Below are 21,663 nucleotides of genomic sequence, written 5' to 3' on the forward strand. Positions count from 1 at the left end.
CCATCAATGGCTGCGGCCGTCGCTCACTCCCGGTACGGCCCGGATCGAAAGGGAACGCGCGTGGCTCCCCGCATCACGGTGATCGGCACCGGCTACCTGGGCGCGACGCATGCCGCGTGCATGGCGGAGCTCGGGTTCGAGGTCCTCGGTCTCGACATCGACCGGGACCGGCTGACCGCGCTGGCCGCCGGCCGGGTGCCGATGTACGAACCCGGACTGTCGGAGCTGCTCCTCAAGCACGTGGCGGGCCACGAGGGGTCCAGCGGGCGGCTGCGCTTCACCGACTCCTGGGAGGAGGTCGCGGCCTTCGGCGACGTCCACTTCATCTGCGTCAACACCCCGCAGCGCAAGGGCGAGTTCGCGGCCGACATGAGCTACGTGGACTCCGCGCTGGACTCGCTGGCCCCGCTGCTGGAGCGGCCCGCCCTGGTCGTCGGCAAGTCGACGGTGCCGGTGGGCTCGGCGAACCGGCTGGCCGCCCGGCTGGCCGAGCTGGCCCCGGTCGGGGCGCAGGCCGAACTGGCCTGGAACCCGGAGTTCCTGCGCGAGGGCTTCGCCGTCGGCGACACCCTGCACCCGGACCGGCTGGTGGTCGGCGTGCGCAGCGAGCACGCCGAGCAGGTGCTGCGCGAGGTGTACGCGGGGCCGATCGCGGACGGCGTGCCGTTCGTGGTGACCGACTTCCCGACCGCCGAGCTGGTCAAGGCCGCCGCCAACTCCTTCCTGGCCACCAAGATCTCCTTCATCAACGCGATGGCCGAGGTCTGCGAGAGCGCCGGCGCCGACGTGGTGCAGCTGTCCAAGGCGCTGTCGTACGACGCCCGGATCGGCGGCAAGTTCCTGAACGCGGGCCTGGGCTTCGGCGGCGGCTGCCTGCCCAAGGACATCCGGGCGTTCATGGCCCGGGCCGGCGAGCTGGGCGCGGACCAGGCGCTGACCTTCCTGCGCGAGGTCGACTCGATCAACATGCGGCGCCGCTCCCGGATGGTGGAGCTGGCCCGCGAGCAGTGCGGCGGCAGCTTCCTGGGCCGCCGGGTCGCGGTGCTGGGCGCGGCCTTCAAGCCGAACTCGGACGACATCCGGGACTCGCCCGCGCTGAACGTGGCCGGGCAGATCCAGCTGCAGGGCGCCCAGGTCACCGTCTACGACCCGAAGGCGATGGACAACGCCCGCAAGATGTTCCCCGGCCTGTCCTACGCCGCCTCCCCGCTGGACGCCGCCGAGGGCGCCCACGTGGTGCTGCACCTGACGGAGTGGCAGGAGTTCCGCGAGCTCGACCCGGCCGAGGTCGGCGCGGTGGTCGCCGAGCGCCACCTCGTGGACGGCCGCAACGTGCTGAACGGCGACGCCTGGCGGGCCGCCGGCTGGACCTACCGCGCGATGGGCCGCCCCTCCGCGGAGTGACCCGCCCCGCGCACGCGCGACGGCCGGGCCCGGAATGACCGGGCCCGGCCGTCCGTTCTCCCCGGCATGAGCCACACAGACGACGCCACCGTCCGGAAGGTCCTCACCTCCTCCGGCGACACCTGGGCCGTGGTCGGCCTGTCGAACAACACCGCGCGCGCCGCGTACGGCGTGGCCCGGGTGCTGCAGCGGGCCGGGAAGCGGATCGTGCCGGTGCACCCGAAGGCCGAAACGGTGCTCGGCGAGCCGGGCTACGCCTCGCTCGCCGAGATCCCGTTCCCGGTCGACGTGGTGGACGTGTTCGTCAACTCCGAGCTGGCCGGGCCGGTCGCCGACCAGGCGGTGGCGGTGGGTGCGAAGGCGGTCTGGTTCCAGCTCGGGGTCATCGACGAGGCGGCCTGCGCGCGCACCCGCGCGGCCGGCCTCGACATGGTGATGGACCGCTGCCCGGCGATCGAACTGCCGCTGCTGTAGCGGCGGCCCGGCGCTCCGGCCGTCGGCCGGTGGCCCGGCCCCGCCGGTCAGCCGCCGGTCGGCGCGCCGATCGGGAAGGCGATGTCGCAGACCTCGTCGGCCGGCCCGGCGGTCGCCCAGTCCGCGAAGTAGACCTCCCGGCCGGCGCCGGTGCGCGGGGTGCCGGCCCGTTCCATCCACGCGCAGACGGCGTCGTACGCGCTGAGGATCTGCGGGTACTCCACCTGCGCCTTGGTGACCGTGGTGTACGCCTCCCGGTGCGCGGGCTCGGTGCGGTGCGCGGCGGTCAGGCCCGCGGCGCGGGCCGGGTCGACCGGGACGCAGACCTCCACCGGGCCGTCGGCGTCCTCGTTGACGTCCCCGTGGTAGACCACGAACGGGGCGGCCGCCACCCCGCCGTGGGCCTCGGCCACCGCCGCCAGCCGCGCGGTGGCCTCCGGGATGAAGCGGTCCAGCTCCTCCGGCCTGGCCCGGCGCTGTTCGGTGAGCACCAACTGCTCGGGCACGTCGCGCTGTTCGATCCGGTACATCTCGTCGATCCCTTCGAGTCCGCTGAGTTGGACGCGGAGGTGGTCGGCCAGCGTCCGCTGCGAGGCGGTCCGCCGTTCGACGGCGGCCCAGTACGCGGCGACCCGCTCGGCCGCCGCGGGGCCCGGCAGGGCGAGCACCTCGGCGACCGTGGCCAGCGGCATGTCCAGGCCGCGCAGCCGGACGATCAGCCGCGCGGTGGCCAGCCGCTCCGGCCGGTAGTACCGGTAGCCGCTGTCCGGGTCGATCCGGTCCGGCGGCAGCAGTCCCTGCCGGTCGTACAGCCGCAGCGCCTTCGGCGACAGCAGGCCGCGGCGGGCGAACTCACCGGTGGTGAGCAGCCGTTCCTCCTCCGCACCGGCAACGCTGCCCCCTGCCCCAGGGGCGAGGTCAAGGCGGTGGTTCACGCGCCGTCCAGCCGGGCCAGGGTGGCGATCGAGGGGCGGCGCTCGGCCCGCAGCCGGGTGGCGACCGTCTCGGCGCCGCGCAGCGCCCGCACCGCGTTGTGCCAGGTCAGCTTGGCCAGGTCGGCCTCGGACCAGCCGCGGCGCAGCAGTTCGGCGACCAGCACCGGGTAGCCGGCGACGTCCTCCAGGCCGGCCGGGGTGAACGCGGTGCCGTCGTAGTCGCCGCCGAGGCCGATGTGGTCGACGCCGGCCACCTCGCGCAGGTGGTCGAGGTGGTCGGCGACGGTGGCGGCGGTGGCGACCGGGCGGGGGTGCTCGGCCTCGTAGGCGCGCTGCACGGCCATCGCCTCGGGGGTGGTCTCCAGCGGGTGCAGGCCCTTGGCCCGCATGTTGGCGTCGGCGGCGAGCGTCCACTCGATGGCGGCGGGCAGCACGAACTTGGGCACGAAGGTGGCCATCACCACGCCGCCGTTGGCGGGCAGCCCCGCCAGCACGTCGTCGGGGACGTTGCGCGGGTGGTCGCAGACGGCGCGGGCCGAGGAGTGCGAGAAGACCACCGGGGCCTCGGAGACCCGCAGCGCGTCGCGCATGGTGTCGGCGGAGACGTGCGAGAGGTCGACCAGCATGCCGAGCCGGTTCATCTCCCGCACCACCTCCTCGCCGAACGCGGTCAGCCCGCCGTGCACGGGCTCGTCGGTGGCGGAGTCCGCCCACGGCACGTTGGAGTTGTGGGTGAGCGTCAGGTAGCGCACGCCCAGCTCGTACAGCGCCCGCAGGGTGGCCAGCGAGGAGTTGATGGAGTGTCCGCCCTCGGCGCCCATCAGCGAGGCGATCCGGCCCTCGGCGCGGGCGGCCTCCACCTCGTCGGCGGTCAGCGCGAGCCGCAGGTGGTCGGGGTGGCGGGCGGCCATCGCCCGGACGAAGTCGATCTGTTCGAGCGTCGCGCTGACCGCGTCGTCCCCCGCCAGTTCGGCCGGCACGTACACCGACCAGAACTGCGCACCGACCCCGCCCGCCCGCAGGCGGCCGAGGTCGGTGTGCAGCCGGTGGCTCTGGTCCGCCGTCAGGTCCACGGCGTCGAGGTCGTACCCGGCCTGGGCGCGCATCGCCCAGGGCAGGTCGTTGTGGCCGTCCACCACCGGCGTGGTGCGCAGGACGGCCCGGGCGCGGTCGAGCAGTTCGGGGGTCATCCCCCCGTTCTACTACTTGCCGAAGCCGAAGGAGTCGTTCCCCGCGACCTTGGCGCGCAGCTTGCGGCCCTTCTCGGTGGCCTGGCTGTTCAGCTCGGCCTGGAACTCGACCATCTTCTCGGCGAGTTCGGCGTCGAACGCGGCCAGCATCCGCACCGCGAGCAGCCCGGCGTTGCGCGCGCCCGCGACCGACACGGTGGCCACCGGCACCCCGGCGGGCATCTGGACGATCGACAGCAGGCTGTCCATGCCGTCCAGGTAGCGCAGCGGCACCGGCACCCCGATCACCGGCAGCGGCGTCACCGACGCCAGCATCCCCGGCAGGTGCGCGGCCCCGCCGGCCCCGGCGATGATCGCCTTCAGCCCGCGCCCGTGCGCCCGCTCGCCGTACGCCACCATCTCGCGCGGCATCCGGTGCGCGGAGACCACGTCGACCTCGTACGGGATCTCGAACTCGTCGAGCGCCTGCGCGGCGGCCTCCATCACGGGCCAGTCGGAGTCGGAGCCCATCACGATGCCGACAAGGGGGGGCTGCGTCATAGGGAGAGTCCTCTCATAGGTACCCCGGGGTTTGGGCCGGGGCGGGCGGGCCGGGCTGTCGTCAGGACGTTCCGGCATCACAGCAGGTGATCGACTGACGTGCTGTCAGTGACGGGTCCTAGCGTGGGTGTCGTGGCGACCACTCACGTGAAGCGGGCTTTCAGGTACCGCTGTTACCCGACGGATGCGCAGGCGGCCGAGCTGTCGCGCACGTTCGGGTGCGTGCGGCTGGTCTACAACCTGGCCCTGGCCGCGCGCGTGGAGGCCTGGGCGGAACGCGGGGAGCGGGTGGGGTACGGGGCGACGTCGGCGCTGCTGACGGGGTGGAAGCGGACGGCGGAGCTGGCGTTCCTGTCCGAGGTGTCGTGCGTGCCGTTGCAGCAGGCGCTGCGGCACCTGCAGGCGGCGTTCGTGAACTTCTTCGCGGGGCGGGCGGGGCATCCGCGGTTCAAGTCGAAGAAGCGCTCGCGGGCCGGCGCCGAGTACACGCGTTCGGCGTTCCGCTACCGCGACGGGCGGTTGGTGCTGGCGAAGATGGCCGAACCGTTGGATATCCGCTGGTCGCGGCCGCTGCCCGAGGGCGTCTCGCCGTCCACGGTGACGGTCTCGCGGGATGCGGCGGGGCGCTGGTTTGTGTCGCTGCTGTGCGAGGACCCGAATGTGCGGCCGTTGCCCGTGCTGGACACCGCCGTGGGCGTTGATCTGGGCATCGCGCACCTGGCGGTGCTCTCCACCGGGGAGAAGGTCCCCAATCCCCGGCACGAGCGCCGTGACCGTACCCGCCTGGCCCGGGCGCAGCGCGAGCTGGCCCGCAAGGCCCCGGGCAGCAGCAACCGGGAGAAGGCCCGCCGCAAGGTGGCCCGCATCCACGCCCGGATCGCCGACCGGCGCCGGGACTTCCTGCACCAGCTGAGCACTCGGCTCGTCCGTGAGAACCAAGCGGTCGTGGTCGAGGACCTGCCGGTGCGCGGGATGCTCAGGAACCGTCGGCTCGCCCGTGCGGTGGCTGATGCGGGTTGGGCCGAACTCCGGAGCATGCTGGCGTACAAGTGCGCCTGGTACGGCCGGGAGCTGGTCGTCGTCGACCGGTGGTTCCCCAGCTCCAAGCTGTGCGGTGTGTGCGGCACCGTCCGCGACCACCTGCCGCTGCACGTCCGCACGTGGGAGTGCGCCTGCGGCGCCGTCCACGACCGGGACGTCAATGCGGCGCGCAACATCCTGGCCGCCGGACTGGCGGTTGCAGCCTGTGGAGACGGCGTAGGACCTCAACGGAGCACTCCGGGCGGGCAGTCGTCGGTGAAGCAGGAAGTCGTCCCGACCGCCGCGCTCGTGCGCGGCGGCCCGGCCGCGAGGCCGAGGGGACTTCCAGGTCAATCGGTGATCGTTCCTCGCAGGTAGGCGGCCGCGTGGCGGGCGCGCTCGCGGACGTCTTCGAGGTCGTCCCCGAAGACGTTGACGTGGCCGACCTTGCGGCCGGGCTTCACGTCCTTTCCGTACATGTGGATCTTGAGGCCGGGGTCGCGGGCCATGCAGTGCAGGAAGGCGCGGTACATGTCGGGGTAGTCGCCGCCGAGGACGTTGACCATGACGGTCCACTTGGCGCGGGGGTGGGGGTCGCCGAGGGGGAGGTCGAGGACGGCGCGCAGGTGGTTCTCGAACTGGGAGGTGACGGCGCCGTCCTGGGTCCAGTGGCCGGAGTTGTGCGGGCGCATGGCGAGCTCGTTGACCAGGATGCGGCCGTCGCGGGTCTGGAAGAGCTCGACGGCGAGGTGGCCGGTGATGTCGAGCTCGCCGGCGATCCGCAGGGCGAGCTGCTGGGCCTCGTCGGAGAGGGCGGGGTCGAGGCCGGGCGCGGGGGCGGTGACCTCGGCGCAGATGCCGTTCTCCTGGACGGACTCGACGACCGGGTAGGCGACGGCCTGGCCGCTGGGCGAGCGGACCACGTTGGCGGCGAGTTCGCGCAGGAAGTCGACCTTCTCCTCGGCCAGGACGGGGACGCCGGCCAGGAAGGGGGCGGCGGCCTCGTTCTCGTCCTCGACGACCCAGACGCCCTTGCCGTCGTAGCCGCCGCGGACGGTCTTCAGCACGACGGGGTACCCCTCGCCCTCGGCGGCGAAGGCGGTGACGTCGGCCGGGTCGGCGACCAGCCGGTGCCGGGGGCAGGGGACGCCGATGGAGTCGAGCTTGGCCCGCATGACGCCCTTGTCCTGGGCGTTGACCAGCGCGTTTGGCCCGGGGCGGACGGCGATGCCCTCGGCCTGGAGGGTGCGCAGGTGCTCGGTGGGCACGTGCTCGTGGTCGAAGGTGATCACGTCGCAGTCGGCGGCGAAGGCCCGCAGCGTGTCGAGGTCGCGGTAGTCGCCGAGCACGGTGGTGCCGACCACCTGCGCGGCCGACTCCTGGGGGGTGTCGGCGAGGAGTTTGAAGCGGATGCCCAGCGGGATGCCCGCCTGGTGCATCATGCGGGCGAGCTGCCCGCCGCCGATGACTCCGACCACTGGAAAGTTCGCATTGCCCGCTACAGTCACGCGCTCCAGGATATCCGGGCCGGTGGGAGGGCTCGGCACCGGCGGGCGCGACGCCCGTTCCGGCGTGCGGCGGGGCTTCTCGCACCGGGGCGGGGGTGAGGCCGCGGGGATTGCGGGTAGCCTGGTGGGCCGGATCGTAGAACACCACTTATCCGATCATGTGAAGCAGACGGAGACAGCCCGGATGACGACCAGCACCGAGACGCGTCCCTCCCTGACCCAGCGGATGCGCGGGCTGTCCGCCGAGGCGATCGGCTTCGCCGTGATCGGTGCCAGCGGCGTGGTGGTCAACTTCGGCCTGTTCTGGATCCTCACCAACGGCGTCGGCCTGGCCTCGCTGCGCTCCAACATCGCCGCGACGCTGGTGGCCATCGCCACCAACTACCTGGGCTACCGGTACTGGCTGTACCGGGACCGCGACGCCGCCTCCCGCAAGCGGGAGATCACCCTCTTCCTGCTGTTCAGCGGCATCGGCATGCTGATCGAGACCGGCACCCTGGGCTTCACCCAGTACGTCCTGGGCCTGGACACCCCGTTCGAGAAGATGGGCGGCAAGGTGCTGGGCCTGGTGGTGGCCACCGTGTTCCGCTTCGTCTCCTACCGCACCTGGGTGTTCAAGGCGATGCCGGAGCTGGAGGAGCCCGCCGTGGTGCAGGAGGCGGAGCTGCTGCTGGCCGCCGGGCCGAGCCGCACCCTGGCGAACTGAGGCACCCCACCGCGAACTCCCCCGCGGGGCAGGCTCATTCGCCCCCGTGCGCGAGGAACAGCGCGAACACCGGCGGCCGCAGCGACAGCAGTTCGAGGCGGCCGCCGTCGGCTTCGGCCAGGTCGCGGGCGACGGCCAGTCCGATGCCGGTGGAGTTGCGGCCGCTGACCGCCCGTTCGAAGACCCGGTTGCCGAGTTCGCGGGGGACGCCCGCGCCCTCGTCCTGGACCTCGGCGACCACCGAGCTGCCGGAGCGGCGCACCCGCAGCGTGATGGTGCCGGCGCCGTGCATCAGCGAGTTCTCGATCAGGGTGGCGAGCACCTGGGAGACGGTGCCGGGGGTGCCGATCACCCGGGCGTCGCGCAGGCCCTCGATGGCCAGCCGGCGGCCGCTGTCGCGCAGGGTCGGGGCCCACTCCTCGACCTGCTGCTTGACCACCTCGTCGAGCCCGAAGGTCACCGCGGTGGGGCTGCCCGGGTCGCGCTGGTTGGTGAGCAGCCGCTGCACCACGTCGGTGAGCCGCTCGACCTGCTGGAGGCCGATCGCGGCCTCCTCGCGGACGGTGCCGGGGTCCTCGGCGAGCGCGGTGATCTCCTCCAGCCGCATGGAGAGCGCGGTGAGCGGGGTGCGCAGCTGGTGCGAGGCGTCGGCGGCGAGCCGGCGTTCGGCGGTGAGCATCCGGGCGATCCGTTCGGCGCTGGTGTCCAGCACCTCGGCGATCCGGTCGAGTTCGGGCACGCCGTAGCGGCGGCCCTGCGGGCGGGGGTCGCCGGAGCCGAGGCGCTCGGCGGTCTCGGCGAGGTCGGTGAGCGGCCGGGCGAGGCGCTTGGCCTGCCAGACGGCGAGCGCCACGGCGGCCTGGACGGCGAGCAGCGCGACCACGCCGAGCAGCAGCAGCATGTTGCCGATCTCGTGGTCGAGCGCGGTGCGGGACTGCGCGACGGTGACGGTCTCCCCGCTGGCGCCGGGCTCGGTGGCGGACAGCGCGTCGCCCCGGACCGGCTGGCCGAGGGCGATCTGCGGCTGCCCGGGGATGTCCACGGTGACGTAGTACTCGTCGGTGACGACGGCGGCGAACTTCTCGCCGCTGACCGGCTCGCCCGCGGCGAGCCGGCTCTCGACCAGGCCGAGCACCCGGACCGCCACCGCGTCCACCCGGTCGTTGGCGGCGTTGACGATCGACTGCTTCTCGATCAGGGCCAGCGGCACGCAGAACACCGTGACCACCACCAGGACGACGCCCAGCAGCGAGTTGATCATCCTGCGCTTCACGCCTGGCGGCCCTTCGGTTCGGTTCGGGCCGCCGCGGTCGGGTCCGCCGCGGGTCCTCCGGTCGGTTCTCCTCGAACTCCGGCCGGTCCTTCTCGGACTCCGGTCAGTTCTTCTCGGGCTCCGGTCAGTTCTTCTCGAAGCGGAAGCCCACGCCGCGCACGGTGGCGATGTAGCGCGGGTTCGCGGCGTCGTCGCCGAGCTTCTTGCGCAGCCAGGAGATGTGCATGTCCAGGGTCTTGGTGGAGGTCCACCAGGTGGTGTCCCAGACCTGGCGCATGATCTCCTCGCGGGTGACGACCCGTCCGGCGTCCCGCACCAGGACCCGCAGCAGCTCGAACTCCTTGGCGGAGAGGGTGAGTTCCTCCTCGCCGAGCCAGGCGCGGTGCGACTCGATGTCGATCTTGACGCCGTGCGCGCCGGTGGTCAGCTGGTCCACGTTGCCGCGGCGGAGCAGGGCCCGGACCCGGGCGAGCAGTTCGGCCAGCCGGAACGGCTTGGTGACGTAGTCGTCGGCGCCGGCGTCCAGGCCGACCACGGTGTCCACCTCGTCGGCGCGGGCGGTGAGCACCAGGACGGGGAAGCTCTTGCCGTCGGCGCGCAGCCGCCGGCACACCTCCAAGCCGTCCATCTCGGGGAGCCCGAGGTCGAGCACGATCAGGTCGACGTCCTCGCTGAGGCCGGCGCCCAGGGCGGCCGGTCCGTCCTCGCGGACGAGCACCTCGTAGCCCTCGCGGCGCAGGGCGCGGGCCAGCGGTTCGGAGATTGCCGGGTCGTCCTCGGCCAGCAGCACACAGGTCATAGGGGCGATGGTAGACCGCGCGGCGGCCGCTGATCAGAGGGTCTCGGGCAGTCCCGGCGCGCCCGGGCCGGGCGCTGTGAACACCGTCACAGCCGGTGATCATCTGCGATCGGCAGGCCCCTGCGGCAGCAACTGTACTTTCACGGACATTCTTCGCAGCACCCTTGGCATCGCAGGCAATCTTCCGGCCACGGCATCAAAATGCACGGCGCACGGCCGCCAGACTTTACCTTCTGCATACCATTCACTCTCCGCAGTCGGTCGAATCCGCGACTTAGAGTGGTGGGGAACCCGAGAAAACAGGCAAGGAATCAGCATGGCTTCGACCACCCTGGAGTCCGAGGTACGGCCCTCCCCCACCCCCGGACGGACCTTCCTCGGCCACCCCCGCGGCCTGGCCACCCTCTTCATGACCGAGACCTGGGAGCGCTTCAGCTTCTACGGCATGCGGGCCCTGCTGGTGGTCTACATGACCACCGAGGCGGCCAAGGGCGGCCTGGAGGTCCCGGCGGCCACCGCCGCCGCCGTGTACTCGGTCTACAACGCCATGGTCTACCTGCTCGCGCTGCCCGGCGGCTGGATCGCCGACCGGCTGCTCGGCGCCCGGCGCACCGTCGCCCTCGGCGGGTTGATCATCATGGTCGGGCACTTCATGCTCGCCGTCCCCAGCAAGGGGTTCTTCTTCGCCGGCCTGGTCCCGATCGCGATCGGTTCCGGCCTGCTGAAGGCCAACATCTCCACGATGGTCGGCCAGCTCTACGACAAGGACGACGACTCGCGCCGCGACGGCGGCTTCACCATCTTCTACATGGGCATCAACCTCGGCGCCTTCCTCGCGCCGCTGGTGATCGGCACCGTCGGCCAGCAGGTCGACTGGCACCTGGGCTTCGCGCTGGCGGGTGTCGGCATGGCGCTGGGCCTGGTCCAGTACCTGCTGGGCAGCCGCCACCTCAGCCCGGCCTCGAACGTCGTCGCCGCGCCGATGAGCCGGGACGAGCGCCGCGCGGTGCTGCGCAAGGCCGGGATCTGGCTGGCCGCCGCCGCCGTGTTCTACGGCGTGGTGGCCGGCACCGGGCACTTCACCGTCTCCTGGGCGATCTGGCCGCTGTCGCTGGCCGGCATCGCGATCCCCGTGCTGGTGTTCGCCCGGATCCGCCGCGACCGCGACCTGACCGGCGCGGAGCGCTCCCGGATGGGCGGCTACCTGTGGTTCTTCGCGGCCGCCGCGGTGTTCTGGATGATCTACGACCAGTCCGGGTCCACCCTGAGCGTGTTCGCCGAGCGGAACACCGCCGGGAGCCTGTTCGGCTTCTCCTTCCCCTCCAGCTGGTTCCAGTCGCTGAACCCGCTGTACATCATGGCGCTGGCCCCGGTCTTCGCCTGGCTGTGGAACGCCGCCGCCCGGCGCGGCCGCAACCCCTCCACCACCGCGAAGTTCGCCTTCGGCCTGCTGATGATCGGCGCGTCCTTCCTGGTGATGATGCTCGCCATGGCGGCGGCCTCGGGCGGCGTCAAGGTCTCGCCGCTCTGGCTGGCCGTGGTGTACCTGATCCAGACCACCGGCGAGCTGACCCTCTCCCCGGTCGGCCTGTCCGTCACCACCAAGCTGGCGCCCGCCAAGTACGCCAGCCAGATGATGGGCGTCTGGTTCCTGGCCGTCACCGCGGGCGACTGCGTGGCCGCCCTGGCCCAGCTGCTGCTCGGCGACGACGTGGTCGGCTCGACCTGGTACTTCGCCGTCCAGGGCGTGCTGGCGGTGGCCGCGGGCGTCGGCCTGTTCGCCGCCCGCGGCCGGGTCGGGAAGCTGATGGGCGACGTCCGCTGACCGGGCGTCACACCTTGCGGACGCCGCCCTGCCACACGGCGGCGGTCAGCGGGACGCCCGGGCGGTAGGCCAGGTGGACGTGCGAGGGCGCGTCCAGCAGGTGCAGGTCCGCCCGGGCGCCGGGGGCGATCCGGCCCACGTCGGTGCGGCGCAGCGCGAGCGCGCCGCCCGCGGTGGCGGCGTGCACCGCCTCGTCGGGGGTCAGGCCCATCTCGCGGACGGCGACGGCCACGCAGAACGGCATCGAGCTGGTGAAGCTGGAGCCCGGGTTGCAGTCGGTGGACAGCGCGAGGGCGGCGCCCGCGTCCAGCAGCCGGCGGCCGTCCGGGTAGGGCGCCCGGGTGGAGAACTCGGCGCCCGGCAGCAGGGTGGCCACCGTCTCGCCGCCGGCCAGCGCGGCGACGTCCGCGTCGGTCAGGTGGGTGCAGTGGTCGGCGGACGCGGCGCCCAGCTCCACCGCGAGCTGCACGCCGGGGCCGTGGCCGAGCTGGTTGGCGTGCACCCGGGGCAGCAGGCCCGCGGCCTTCCCGGCGGTCAGCACCGCCCGCGCCTGGTCGCCGTCGAAGGCGCCGCGCTCGCAGAACACGTCCACCCAGCGGGCGTACGGGGCGCAGGCCGCCAGCATCTCGCCCGTCACCAGCTCGACGTACCCGGCCGGGTCGTCCGCGTACTCGGGCGCCACCACGTGCGCCCCCAGGTAGGTGGTCTCGGCGGTGTGCCCGGCGGCGATCCGCAGGGCCCGGGCCTCGTCCTCGGTGCTCAGCCCGTAGCCGGACTTCACCTCGACGGTGGTGGTGCCCTGGTGCAGCATCTCGGCCAGGTAGCGGGTCAGGTTGGCGTTCAGCTCGGCGTCCGGGGCGGCCCTGGTGGCGGCGACGGTGGTGCGGATGCCGCCCGCGCTGTACGCCCGCCCCGACATCCGGGCGTTGAACTCGGCGGTCCGGTCGCCCGCGAACAGCAGGTGCGAGTGGCTGTCCACGAAGCCGGGCAGCAGGGCCCGGCCGCCCGCGTCGGCGTGTTCGTCGGCGGCGGGCGCGGCCGCGGCCGGGCCCACCCAGGCGATCCGCTCGCCGTCCACCACCACGGCGGCGTCGGCGAGCAGCCCGAGCGGGCCCTCGCCCAGGGCCGGGTCGTTGGTAACGAGCGAACCGATGTTGCTGATGAGCAGGCTCATGAACGCGCTGGTCCTTCACGGGAGTCGGGCGCCCCGGCGGGGGCGGTCGGACGGGGGGCGGGCCGTTGCCGCGGGGCGTCGTTACCGCAGGGCGCCGATGGCCGCGGCGAGCGCCCGCCCGGTCTCCGGGACGAGCCGGTGCACGCCGTCCCGGACGACGTGCCGCCCGCCGACCACCAGGTGGCGGACGTCGGCCGCGCCCGCCGCGAAGACCGCGGTCTCGGCGCCGAGCACGGGCGGCGCCCCGGCCGTGCGGACGGTGTCGAGGGCGAGGACGCAGAAGTCGGCGAGCGCGCCGGCCTCCAGGCGGCCGGCCTCGGGCCAGCCGAGCGAGGCGTGGCCGTCGGCGGTGCCGGCCTTCAGCAGGGCGTTCGCGGTCCAGTGGCCGCGGGTGCGGGTGCGCAGGCGCTCGTCGAGTTCGAGGGCGCGGGCCTCCTCGAACGGGTCGATCACGGCGTGGCTGTCGGAGCCGAGCGTGACCGGGCAGCCGGCCGAGGCGAGCCGCCGGGCCGGGCCGATGCCGTCGGCGAGGTCCCGTTCGGTGGTGGGGCACATGCAGATGGTGGTGCCGGTCTCGGCGAGCAGCCGGACGTCCTCGTCGGTGAGGTGGGTGGCGTGCACGGCGGAGGTGCGCGGGCCGAGCACGCCGTGGTCGGCGAGCAGCCGGGTCGGGGTGACGCCGTGCGCGGCGAGGCAGGCGTCGTTCTCGGCGGTCTGCTCGGAGAGGTGGACGTGCAGCGGGGCGCCGCGGGTGGCGGCCCACTGCGCGACGGTGTCCAACTGCCCGGCGGGGACGGCCCGGACGCTGTGCACGGCGGCGCCGATCCGGGCGTGCTCGGCGCCGGCCAGGGCGGAGGCCCGTTCGGCCCAGGCGTCGGCGTCCCCGTCGGAGAACCGGAGTTGGGGCCCGGTGGGTCCGGCGCCGAACCCGGACGACAGGTAGCAGGTGTCGAGCAGGGTGATCCGGATGCCGGCCCGGGCGGCGGCCTCGACCAGGGCCGCGCCCATCGCGTTGGGGTCGGCGTAGCGGGCGCCGCCGGGCGCGTGGTGCAGGTAGTGGAACTCGCCGACGGCGGTGATCCCGGCGAGCGCCATCTCGGCGTAGACGGCGGTGGCGAGCGCCAGGTAGCGGTCGGGGTCGAGCGCGGCGGCGGCCTTGTACATGGTGTCGCGCCAGGTCCAGAAGGTGCCCGAGCCGACCTGCACGGTGGAGCGCAGCGCCCGGTGGAAGGCGTGCGAGTGCGCGTTGGCCTGGCCGGGCAGGGCGAGCCCGGCCAGCCGGACCGCCCCGGCGGGGCAGGGCCCGCTGTCGGGGACGACCCCGGTGATCCGGCCGTCCGGGCCGGCGGTGATCAGCACCTCGGGCCGGACGGCCGGGCCGCCCCGGTGCGGCAGCCAGGCGTGTTCGGCCCAGTACGTCACGACGGCCGGCATGCGAGGTCCTCCAGTACGTCGGCCAGGGCGGTGACGCCGGCGTGGCAGTCGGCCCGTTCGGCGTGTTCGGCCGGGGAGTGCGAGACCCCGCTGGGGTTGCGCACGAACAGCATGGCGGTCGGGACGGCGGCGGCCAGGATCCCGGCGTCGTGTCCCGCGCCGGTGGGCAGCACGGGGGCGCCGAGCAGGGCGGCGAGGCGGTCGCGCAGCGGGCCGTCGAAGTCGACCACGGGGGTGTACGACTCGCGGGTGAGCTCGACCCGGACGCCGTCGCGCCCGCCCCGCTCGACCGCCGACTGCTCGATGCCCTCGACCAGTTGGTGCAGGGTCTGCTCGTCGGGGGCGCGCGAGTCCAGCCAGCCGCGGACCAGCGAGGCGATCGCGTTGGTGCCGTTGGGTTCGACGGCGACCTTGCCGAAGGTGGCGAGCGCCCCGGCCAGCCGGGCCTTCTTGCGGGCGGCGAGCACCGTGGTGGCGTAGGTGAGCATCGGGTCGCGGCGGTCGGCGAGCAGGGTGGTGCCGGCGTGGTTGGCCTCGCCGTGGAAGTCGAACCGCCACCGCCCGTGCGGCCAGATCGCGCCGGCCACGCCGACCGGCTGCCGCTCGGTGAGGTACCGGCCCTGTTCGACGTGGAGTTCGACGAACGCGCCGATCCGGCCGAGCCGTTCGGGGTCGGCGCCGATCAGCGCCGGGTCGTGCCCGGCCTTCTCCATGGCGTCGGGCAGCCGGACGCCGTCGGCGTCGCGCAGCGCGTACGCGGCGTCCCGGTCGAGCGCGCCGGTGGCCAGCCGGGAGCCGACGCAGGCGACGCCGAACCGGGCGCCCTCCTCGTCGGCGAAGTTGACGACCGCCAGCGGGCGGGTGAACCCGGCCCCGCGGGCGCGCAGTTCGTCGAGGGCGGCGAAGGCGGAGACGACCCCGAGCGGCCCGTCGTAGGCGCCACCGTCGGGGACGGAGTCCAGGTGCGAGCCGGTGACCACGGCGTTCCCGGCGGCCGGGTCCCCGTGCCAGGCCCACTGGTTGCCGTTGCGGTCGATCTCGTACGCCAGGCCCCGGGACCGGGCCTGCTGCTCGAACCAGGCCCGGCCCTCGGCGTCGGCGGAGTTCCAGGCGTGCCGCCGGTAGCCGCCGGTGGCGGCGGAGCGGCCCACGGGGAGCAGCTCCGCCCACATCGCGTCGAAGCTCACAGCTCCGCCATCGGGCTGCGCTCGTTCATGGGGATGTGAACGCCCCGCTCCGCAGCGACCTCGTCCGCCCGGTCGTAGCCGGCGTCGACGTGCCGGATGACGCCCATGCCGGGGTCGTTGGTGAGGACCCGGCGGATCTTCTCGCCGGCCAGCGCGGTGCCGTCGGCGACGGTGACCTGCCCGGCGTGGATCGAGCGGCCGATGCCGACGCCGCCGCCGTGGTGGATGGAGACCCAGGAGGCGCCGGAGGCGACGTTGACCATGGCGTTGAGCAGCGGCCAGTCGGCGATCGCGTCGGAGCCGTCGAGCATCGCCTCGGTCTCCCGGTAGGGGGAGGCGACCGAGCCGCAGTCCAGGTGGTCGCGGCCGATCACGATCGGCGCGGACAGCTCGCCGGAGGCCACCATGTCGTTGAACCGCTCGCCGGCCTTGTCGCGCTCGCCGTAGCCGAGCCAGCAGATCCGCGCGGGCAGGCCCTGGAAGTGCACCTTCTCCTGGGCCATGGTGATCCAGCGGTGCAGCGACTCGTTCTCCGGGAACAGGTCGAGGACGGCCTTGTCGGTCTTGTGGATGTCCTTCGGGTCGCCGGAGAGCGCGGCCCAGCGGAACGGGCCCTTGCCCTCGCAGAACAGCGGCCGGATGTACGCGGGGACGAACCCGGGGAAGGCGAACGCCCGGTCGTACCCGGCGAGTTGGGCCTCGCCGCGGATCGAGTTGCCGTAGTCGAAGACCTCCGCGCCGCGGTCCTGGAAGCCGACCATCGCCTCCACGTGCCGGGCCATCGACTCGCGGGCCCGGGTGGTGAACTCGGCGGGCTTGTCGGCCGCGTAGGCCGCCATGTCCTCGAAGGCGACGCCGGTGGGCAGGTAGGCGAGCGGGTCGTGGGCGCTCGTCTGGTCGGTGACGATGTCGATCGGGGCGTCCGTGGCGAGCAGCTGCGGCAGCAGGTCGGCGGCGTTGCCGAGCAGGCCGATGGAGAGCGGCTGCCGCTTGTCGCGGGCCTCGACGGCCAGCTGCAGGGCGTGGTCGAGGTTGCGGGCCTCGACGTCGAGGTAGCGGTGCTCGATCCGGCGGGCGATCCGGGACGGGTCGCAGTCGATGCAGATCGCCACGCCGCCGTTCATGGTGACGGCCAGCGGCTGGGCGCCGCCCATGCCGCCGAGGCCGGCGGTGAGGGTGATCGTGCCCTCCAGCGTGCCGCCGAACTTCTTGTTCGCCACGGCGGCGAAGGTCTCGTAGGTGCCCTGCAGGATGCCCTGGGTGCCGATGTAGATCCAGGATCCGGCGGTCATCTGGCCGTACATGGTGAGGCCGAGCGACTCCAGGCGGCGGAACTCCTCCCAGTTCGCCCAGTCGCCGACCAGGTTGGAGTTGGCGATCAGCACCCGCGGCGCCCACTCGTGGGTCCGCATCACGCCGACCGGGCGGCCGGACTGGACCAGCATGGTCTCGTCCTGCTTGAGGCCCTGCAGGGTCCGCACCATCGCGTCGAAGGAGCGCCAGTCCCGGGCGGCCTTGCCGGTGCCGCCGTAGACCACCAGCTTGGAGGGGTGCTCGGCGACCTCCGGGTCCAGGTTGTTCATCAGCATCCGCAGGGCGGCCTCCTGCTGCCAGCCCTGCGTGCTCAGCCCGGTGCCCCGGGCCGCGCGGACCTCGCGCGGGCCGCTCGTCTGCTCTGCCATGGGCCAGCCTCTCTGCCGGATGGATTCCATTCACGATCAACGAGGCTGAATATATCCAAACAGCAGCGGCCCGGCCAGAGTCCCGCGCCCGCGGATCAGTCCGGCCCCTTCCCCGCGGCCCCCTCCTCCCCCGGCTCGCCGCGCAGCGCGGCCAGCCGCCGCCGGTACTCCTCGACCTCGATCTCGCCCCGGGCCAGCCGTTCGCCCAGCAGCCGCTCCGCCTCGGCGTGCCGGGCCGGCGGCGGGGCGCTCCCCCACCGGGGCGCCGGGACGCCGGTCGTCCGGTGCTGCCCGGCCACCCGCCACAGCACGGCCAGCAGGACCACCAGCAGCAGCCCGAACAGCAGGAACGCGATCCCGGGCCACACCCACGGCATTCCGCCGCGGGGCCCGTGGTGCCAGTACCTCATCGCCCTCACCCGCCACCGCACCCGTCCGGTGCGCCACCTCCAGTCTGCTCCCGTCCGCGCCGCCGCGGGCGGTGGCTCAGGCCGCCTCGTCGCCGTCCCAGTCGATGCCGATCTCGGCCAGCCAGCGGCGGTCGGCCGCGTCGGGCTCGGGGGTCGGCTGGCCGGGGCGGGCCGGGGGGCGCGGGATGTGCTGGACCGGGCCGACGCCGTAGCGGGCGGCGGCGGCCTCGGAGGCCGGGTCGCCGGGCTCCAGGACGCCGATGTGCACGGCCTCCTCGTCGCCCGGGTCGAGGACGATCAGTTCGGGGTCGGGCAGGCGGCGCAGCGCGATGCGGCGGCCGCAGAGCGGGCAGGACCATTCGTCGGCCCCGGAACCGAGCCGGCCGGTGAGTCTCATCTGGTGGATCGGCGGTGGCATTGGACTTCCCCCGTCCAAGCTGTCTTCTCCCTACCGAGAGGCATGCCCGCTCACCGCCCGTCGCCAACCCGGTGGAAAGGTGTCATTCGGCGAACAACGGGTGTCAGTCCAGGAAGAGTTGACGGGCCGTCGCGGACTGCTCGATCGCCTCCAGCCGGGCTTCGGCGTCCGGCAGTTCGTCGCACATGGTCTGCAGCAGGACCCGGCCGAGCATCATCGGCGCGCACGCGGTGTCGAAGACCAGGCCGGTGCCGACGGCGGCGGGCAGCAGGACGTCGGAGAGCTTGGCGACGGGGGCGAACGCCGAGTCGGCGACGGTGAGCACCGTCAGCCCGCACTCCCGGGCCACCGCGAGGGCGTCCATCAGCTCGCGCGGGTAGCGCGGCAGCGCGAAGCAGAGCAGCGCGGTGGCCCCGGCGGCGGCGACCTGCTCCAGCCGGTCGGCGAGCATCGAGCCGCCCTCGTCGAGCAGCCGGATGTCGGGGTGCACCTTGCCCGCGAAGTACGCGAAGCCGCGGGCCTGCGCGGAGGCGGCCCGCAGGCCGAGCACGGGCAGCGGGCGGGAGGCGGCCAGGATCCGGGCGGCCCGGACGATCGGGGCCGGGTCGGCGAGCAGTTCGGCGAGGTGGCGCAGGTGCTCGATCTCGGCCAGCACGGCCTGCTGGTGCTCGTTGCGCACCACGTCGTGGTGGCTCTCGGGGGTGCCCGGCTCGCCGACGCCGAGCTCGCGCAGCTGCTTGCGCAGCGCCGGGTAGCCGTCGTAGCCGAGCGCGACCGCGAACCTGGTCACCGAGGGCTGGCTGACCCCGGCCAGTTCGGCGACCTCCACGCTGGACAGGAACGGCGCCTCGGCGGCGTGCCGGACCAGCGAGTGGGCGATCCGCCGCTGGGTGGGCGTGAGGCGGTGGCCCTCGAAGAGGTGGAGCAGCCGGGCGGAGGGCCCGGTGGCGGTGCCGGTCTCGTCCAGGGCGGTCATGTGCGCTACCTCCACGCTCGGTTGGGCGGTCGCCGGTGGCTTCGACGGTGGGACGACTGTGGCGCAGTCCCGCCAGGTGGGCAATCCCGTATCGCCTGGCGGGACGGGCGGCTCCGGAGCGCGAGCCGGCGGGTGCGCCGCCCGCCCACCGCCCGGCCCGCCCGTTTCGCGGCCGGTCAGGCCAGCGGTCCGGTGACCTGCTCGACCGCCTCCAGCAGCGCGCCGGAGGCGACCAGGTCGGCGGCGGCCTCCAGGTCCGGGGAGAGGAAACGGTCCCGGCCCGGTCCGCCGACGCCGGCCGCGCGGGCGGCGGCGACCGCGGCGGCGGTCGCCGGGGCGAGCGCGCCCGGCTGCTCGGCGGCCTGCTCCCGGATCTCCAACGCCCGTGCGGAGGCGACGAGTTCCACCGCGAGCACCCGCCCGAGGTTGGCCACCGCCTGGCGCAGCTTGCGGGCCGCGGACCAGCCCATCGAGACGTGGTCCTCCTGCATCGCCGAGGACGGGATGGAGTCGACCGAGGCGGGCACCGCGAGCCGCTTGTTCTCGCTGACCAGCGCGGCCTGGGTGTACTGGGCGATCATCAGGCCGGAGTCGACGCCCGGGTCGTCGGCCAGGAAGGCGGGCAGGCCGTGCGAGCGGGCCTTGTCCAGCAGCCGGTCGGTGCGCCGCTCGGAGATCGAGGCCAGGTCGGCGGCGGCGATCGCCAGGAAGTCCAGCACGTAGCCGACCGGCGCGCCGTGGAAGTTGCCGTTCGACTCGACCCGGCCGTCGGGCAGCACCACCGGGTTGTCCACCGAGGCGGCCAGTTCCCGTTCGGCGACCAGCGCGGCGTGCGCCAGGGTGTCCCGGCCGGCGCCGGCGACCTGCGGGGCGCAGCGGATCGAGTACGCGTCCTGGACCCGCGGCGCGTCGTCCTGGTGGTGGCCGGTCAGGCCGGAGCCGCGCAGCACGGCCAGCATGTTGGCGGCGGCGGCGGCCTGCCCGGGGTGCGGGCGGATCGGGGCGTGCAGTTCGGGGGCGAGCACCTTGTCGGTGCCGAGCAGCGCCTCCAGGCTCATCGCGGCGGTGACGTCGGCGGTGGTGTAGAGCCGGCGCAGGTCGGCGAGCGCCATCACCAGCATGCCGAGCATGCCGTCGGTGCCGTTGATGAGGGCCAGGCCCTCCTTCTCCAGCAGTTCGACGGGGGCGATCCCGGCGGCGGCGAGCAGTTCGGCGGCGGGCTTCTCCACCCCGTCCGGGCCGAACGCGGTGCCCTCGCCCATCAGCACCAGCGCGCAGTGCGAGAGCGGGGCGAGGTCGCCGGAGCAGCCCAGCGAGCCGAACTCGCGCACCGCGGGGGTGATCCGGGCGTTCAGCAGGGCGGCCATCGTCTCGGCGACCAGCGGGCGCACGCCGGTGCGGCCGGAGGCCAGGGTCTTCATCCGCAGGAACACCAGCGCCCGGACCACCTCGGTCTCCACCACCGGCCCCATGCCCGCGGCGTGCGAGCGCACCAGCGAGCGCTGCAGCTGGGCCCGCAGTTCGGGGCTGATGTGCCGCACCGCGAGCGCCCCGAAGCCGGTCGACACGCCGTACACCGGCCGCGGCTCGGCGGCCAGCGCGTCGATCCGGGCCCGCGCGGCGGCCATCTCGGCGAGCGCGTCCGGCCCGATCTCCACCCGGGCCCCGCCGCGGGCGACGGCGAGGACGTCCTCGGCGCTGACGTCGGCCTTGCCGACCCGGACGACCACACTGTGCATATCCATATGCACAATCTCATCAGGTGAATGGTGATGTGACAAGCAGCGTCGCGCACCCCGTCCGGCCAGCCGCCGGTGGTTGACTGGCCCGCGGAGGTGCGAGACGCATGGCGCGGGCAACGGAACGGCGACGGGTGGTACGGCTGCGCGGCGGGGAACGGGGGGCGCGGCCCGACAGCCTGGCCGCCGAGGAGCCGCTGGAGATCCGGATCGGCGGCGAGGCGCTGACCGTCACCATGCGCACCCCCGGCCACGACTTCGACCTGGTCGCCGGGTTCCTGGTCGGCGAGGGCCTGGTCGGCGCCACCGAGGAGCTGGCCGCGCTGCGCTACTGCGCCGGGACGGACGCCGGGGGCGCCAACACCTACAACGTGGTCGACGCCACCGTCCGCGGCGCCCGCCCGGCCCTATCGGCCCACCGCAACCTGCTGACCACCAGCGCCTGCGGCCTGTGCGGCCGGGACACCGTGGACGCCGTCCGGACCCGCTCGCGCTGGGACGTCTCCACCGACCCGCTGAGCGTCCCCGCCGAGACCCTCTACCTGCTCCCCGAGCGGCTGCGCGCCGCCCAGCGCACCTTCGACAGCACCGGCGGCCTGCACGCCGCGGGCCTGTTCACCGCGGACGGGACGCTGCTGTGCGCGCGCGAGGACGTCGGCCGGCACAACGCGGTGGACAAGGTGGTCGGCTGGGCGCTGCGCGAGGGCCGGCTCCCGCTGGCCGGCCACCTGCTGCTGGTCTCCGGCCGGGCCTCCTTCGAGCTGACCCAGAAGGCCGCGCTGGCCGGCCTGCCGCTGCTGGCCGCGGTCTCCGCCCCGTCCTCGCTGGCCGCCGACCTGGCCGAGGAGCTGGGCCTGACCCTGGTCGGCTTCCTGCGCGAGGACACCGCGAACGTCTACACCCGCCCCGACCGGATCGGCTAGGCCCCAGGCCCAGGCCCAGGCCCCGGACCCCGGGCCCCGAACCCGG

Annotated in this window: 20 protein-coding genes; 6 read left to right on the forward strand and 14 right to left on the reverse strand. The window is 73.9% G+C overall.

Annotated features, from left to right (window positions below):
* Positions 1-60 precede the first annotated feature (60 nt).
* Together OU787_RS11495 and OU787_RS11500 are read left to right on the forward strand one after the other, a co-directional pair.
* Positions 61-1,404: a UDP-glucose dehydrogenase family protein gene (locus OU787_RS11495; protein WP_030457242.1), complete on the forward strand. Its 1,344-nt coding sequence runs from the start codon at positions 61-63 to the stop codon at positions 1,402-1,404.
* A 66-nt stretch (positions 1,405-1,470) separates the two neighbouring features.
* Complete coding sequence (locus OU787_RS11500) at positions 1,471-1,878, forward strand: CoA-binding protein (RefSeq protein WP_030457243.1); 408 nt, start codon at positions 1,471-1,473, stop codon at positions 1,876-1,878.
* Positions 1,879-1,925: 47 nt separating this feature from the next.
* On the opposite strand, the gene OU787_RS11505 is transcribed toward OU787_RS11500, so the two are convergent.
* From OU787_RS11505 to purE, 3 genes are read right to left on the reverse strand one after another with little or no spacing between them, the layout of a single operon-like run.
* Complete coding sequence (locus OU787_RS11505) at positions 1,926-2,813, reverse strand: MerR family transcriptional regulator (protein ID WP_268659272.1); 888 nt, start codon at positions 2,811-2,813, stop codon at positions 1,926-1,928.
* Entirely contained in the window at positions 2,810-4,003 is a 1,194-nt protein-coding gene (locus OU787_RS11510) for a dipeptidase (protein ID WP_268659273.1), read from the reverse strand. The genes OU787_RS11505 and OU787_RS11510 overlap by 4 nt, the downstream gene beginning before the upstream one ends.
* 12 nt (positions 4,004-4,015) lie before the next feature.
* A complete protein-coding gene (gene purE, locus OU787_RS11515; RefSeq protein WP_268659274.1) occupies positions 4,016-4,543 on the reverse strand; it encodes a 5-(carboxyamino)imidazole ribonucleotide mutase in 528 nt (175 codons plus the stop codon).
* Between the two features lie 132 nt (positions 4,544-4,675).
* On the opposite strand from purE, the gene OU787_RS11520 reads away from it, so the two are divergent.
* Positions 4,676-5,941, forward strand: a complete 1,266-nt coding sequence (locus OU787_RS11520; protein ID WP_268659275.1) for an RNA-guided endonuclease InsQ/TnpB family protein — start codon at positions 4,676-4,678, stop codon at positions 5,939-5,941.
* Here OU787_RS11520 and OU787_RS11525 read toward each other — a convergent pair.
* Positions 5,914-7,071: a 5-(carboxyamino)imidazole ribonucleotide synthase gene (locus tag OU787_RS11525; RefSeq protein WP_268659276.1), complete on the reverse strand. Its 1,158-nt coding sequence runs from the start codon at positions 7,069-7,071 to the stop codon at positions 5,914-5,916. The genes OU787_RS11520 and OU787_RS11525 overlap by 28 nt on opposite strands.
* Positions 7,072-7,255: 184 nt before the next feature.
* Between OU787_RS11525 and OU787_RS11530 the strand changes: the two genes are divergently transcribed.
* Positions 7,256-7,777: a GtrA family protein gene (locus tag OU787_RS11530; RefSeq protein ID WP_035953431.1), complete on the forward strand. Its 522-nt coding sequence runs from the start codon at positions 7,256-7,258 to the stop codon at positions 7,775-7,777.
* A gap of 34 nt (positions 7,778-7,811) precedes the next feature.
* Here OU787_RS11530 and OU787_RS11535 read toward each other — a convergent pair whose 3' ends face one another.
* Positions 7,812-9,050: an ATP-binding protein gene (locus OU787_RS11535; protein ID WP_030457249.1), complete on the reverse strand. Its 1,239-nt coding sequence runs from the start codon at positions 9,048-9,050 to the stop codon at positions 7,812-7,814.
* Positions 9,051-9,174: 124 nt separating this feature from the next.
* A complete protein-coding gene (locus tag OU787_RS11540; RefSeq protein WP_014136090.1) occupies positions 9,175-9,849 on the reverse strand; it encodes a response regulator transcription factor in 675 nt (224 codons plus the stop codon).
* A gap of 316 nt (positions 9,850-10,165) precedes the next feature.
* Here OU787_RS11540 and OU787_RS11545 point away from each other — a divergent pair, with 316 nt between their 5' ends.
* Positions 10,166-11,674 carry a peptide MFS transporter gene (locus OU787_RS11545; RefSeq protein ID WP_268659277.1) on the forward strand — a complete coding sequence of 503 codons (1,509 nt, stop codon included), beginning with the start codon at positions 10,166-10,168 and terminating at the stop codon, positions 11,672-11,674.
* 7 nt (positions 11,675-11,681) lie between these two features.
* Here the strand turns inward: OU787_RS11545 and hutI are convergent, their stop codons facing one another.
* The 8 genes from hutI to hutH all read right to left on the reverse strand — a co-directional run bounded on the left by hutI (position 11,682) and on the right by hutH (position 20,694).
* Complete coding sequence (gene hutI / locus OU787_RS11550) at positions 11,682-12,848, reverse strand: imidazolonepropionase (protein WP_268659278.1); 1,167 nt, start codon at positions 12,846-12,848, stop codon at positions 11,682-11,684.
* A gap of 81 nt (positions 12,849-12,929) precedes the next feature.
* The gene (locus OU787_RS11555; protein ID WP_268659279.1) at positions 12,930-14,282 is read right to left on the reverse strand and encodes a formimidoylglutamate deiminase; all 1,353 of its coding nucleotides are present in this window, start codon (positions 14,280-14,282) and stop codon (positions 12,930-12,932) included.
* Complete coding sequence (locus tag OU787_RS11560) at positions 14,267-15,454, reverse strand: allantoate amidohydrolase (RefSeq protein ID WP_030457253.1); 1,188 nt, start codon at positions 15,452-15,454, stop codon at positions 14,267-14,269. Before OU787_RS11560 ends, OU787_RS11555 begins: the two co-directional genes overlap by 16 nt.
* Positions 15,455-15,465: 11 nt before the next feature.
* Positions 15,466-17,151, reverse strand: a complete 1,686-nt coding sequence (gene hutU, locus OU787_RS11565) for a urocanate hydratase (protein ID WP_268659280.1) — start codon at positions 17,149-17,151, stop codon at positions 15,466-15,468.
* Between the two features lie 95 nt (positions 17,152-17,246).
* Complete coding sequence (locus tag OU787_RS11570) at positions 17,247-17,561, reverse strand: SHOCT domain-containing protein (protein ID WP_268659281.1); 315 nt, start codon at positions 17,559-17,561, stop codon at positions 17,247-17,249.
* Positions 17,562-17,637: 76 nt separating this feature from the next.
* The gene (locus tag OU787_RS11575) at positions 17,638-17,958 is read right to left on the reverse strand and encodes a hypothetical protein (RefSeq protein WP_123818266.1); all 321 of its coding nucleotides are present in this window, start codon (positions 17,956-17,958) and stop codon (positions 17,638-17,640) included.
* Positions 17,959-18,082: 124 nt separating this feature from the next.
* Entirely contained in the window at positions 18,083-18,955 is an 873-nt protein-coding gene (locus OU787_RS11580) for a MurR/RpiR family transcriptional regulator (protein ID WP_030457256.1), read from the reverse strand.
* 176 nt (positions 18,956-19,131) lie between these two features.
* Positions 19,132-20,694: a histidine ammonia-lyase gene (gene hutH / locus OU787_RS11585; RefSeq protein ID WP_030457257.1), complete on the reverse strand. Its 1,563-nt coding sequence runs from the start codon at positions 20,692-20,694 to the stop codon at positions 19,132-19,134.
* Between the two features lie 107 nt (positions 20,695-20,801).
* On the opposite strand from hutH, the gene fdhD reads away from it, so the two are divergent.
* Complete coding sequence (gene fdhD / locus OU787_RS11590; RefSeq protein ID WP_030457258.1) at positions 20,802-21,617, forward strand: formate dehydrogenase accessory sulfurtransferase FdhD; 816 nt, start codon at positions 20,802-20,804, stop codon at positions 21,615-21,617.
* The last annotated feature ends 46 nt before the right edge of the window (positions 21,618-21,663 follow it).

This window comes from Kitasatospora sp. YST-16 (genome assembly GCF_026802215.1).
GTDB classification, from domain to species: Bacteria; Actinomycetota; Actinomycetes; order Streptomycetales; family Streptomycetaceae; genus Kitasatospora; species Kitasatospora cineracea.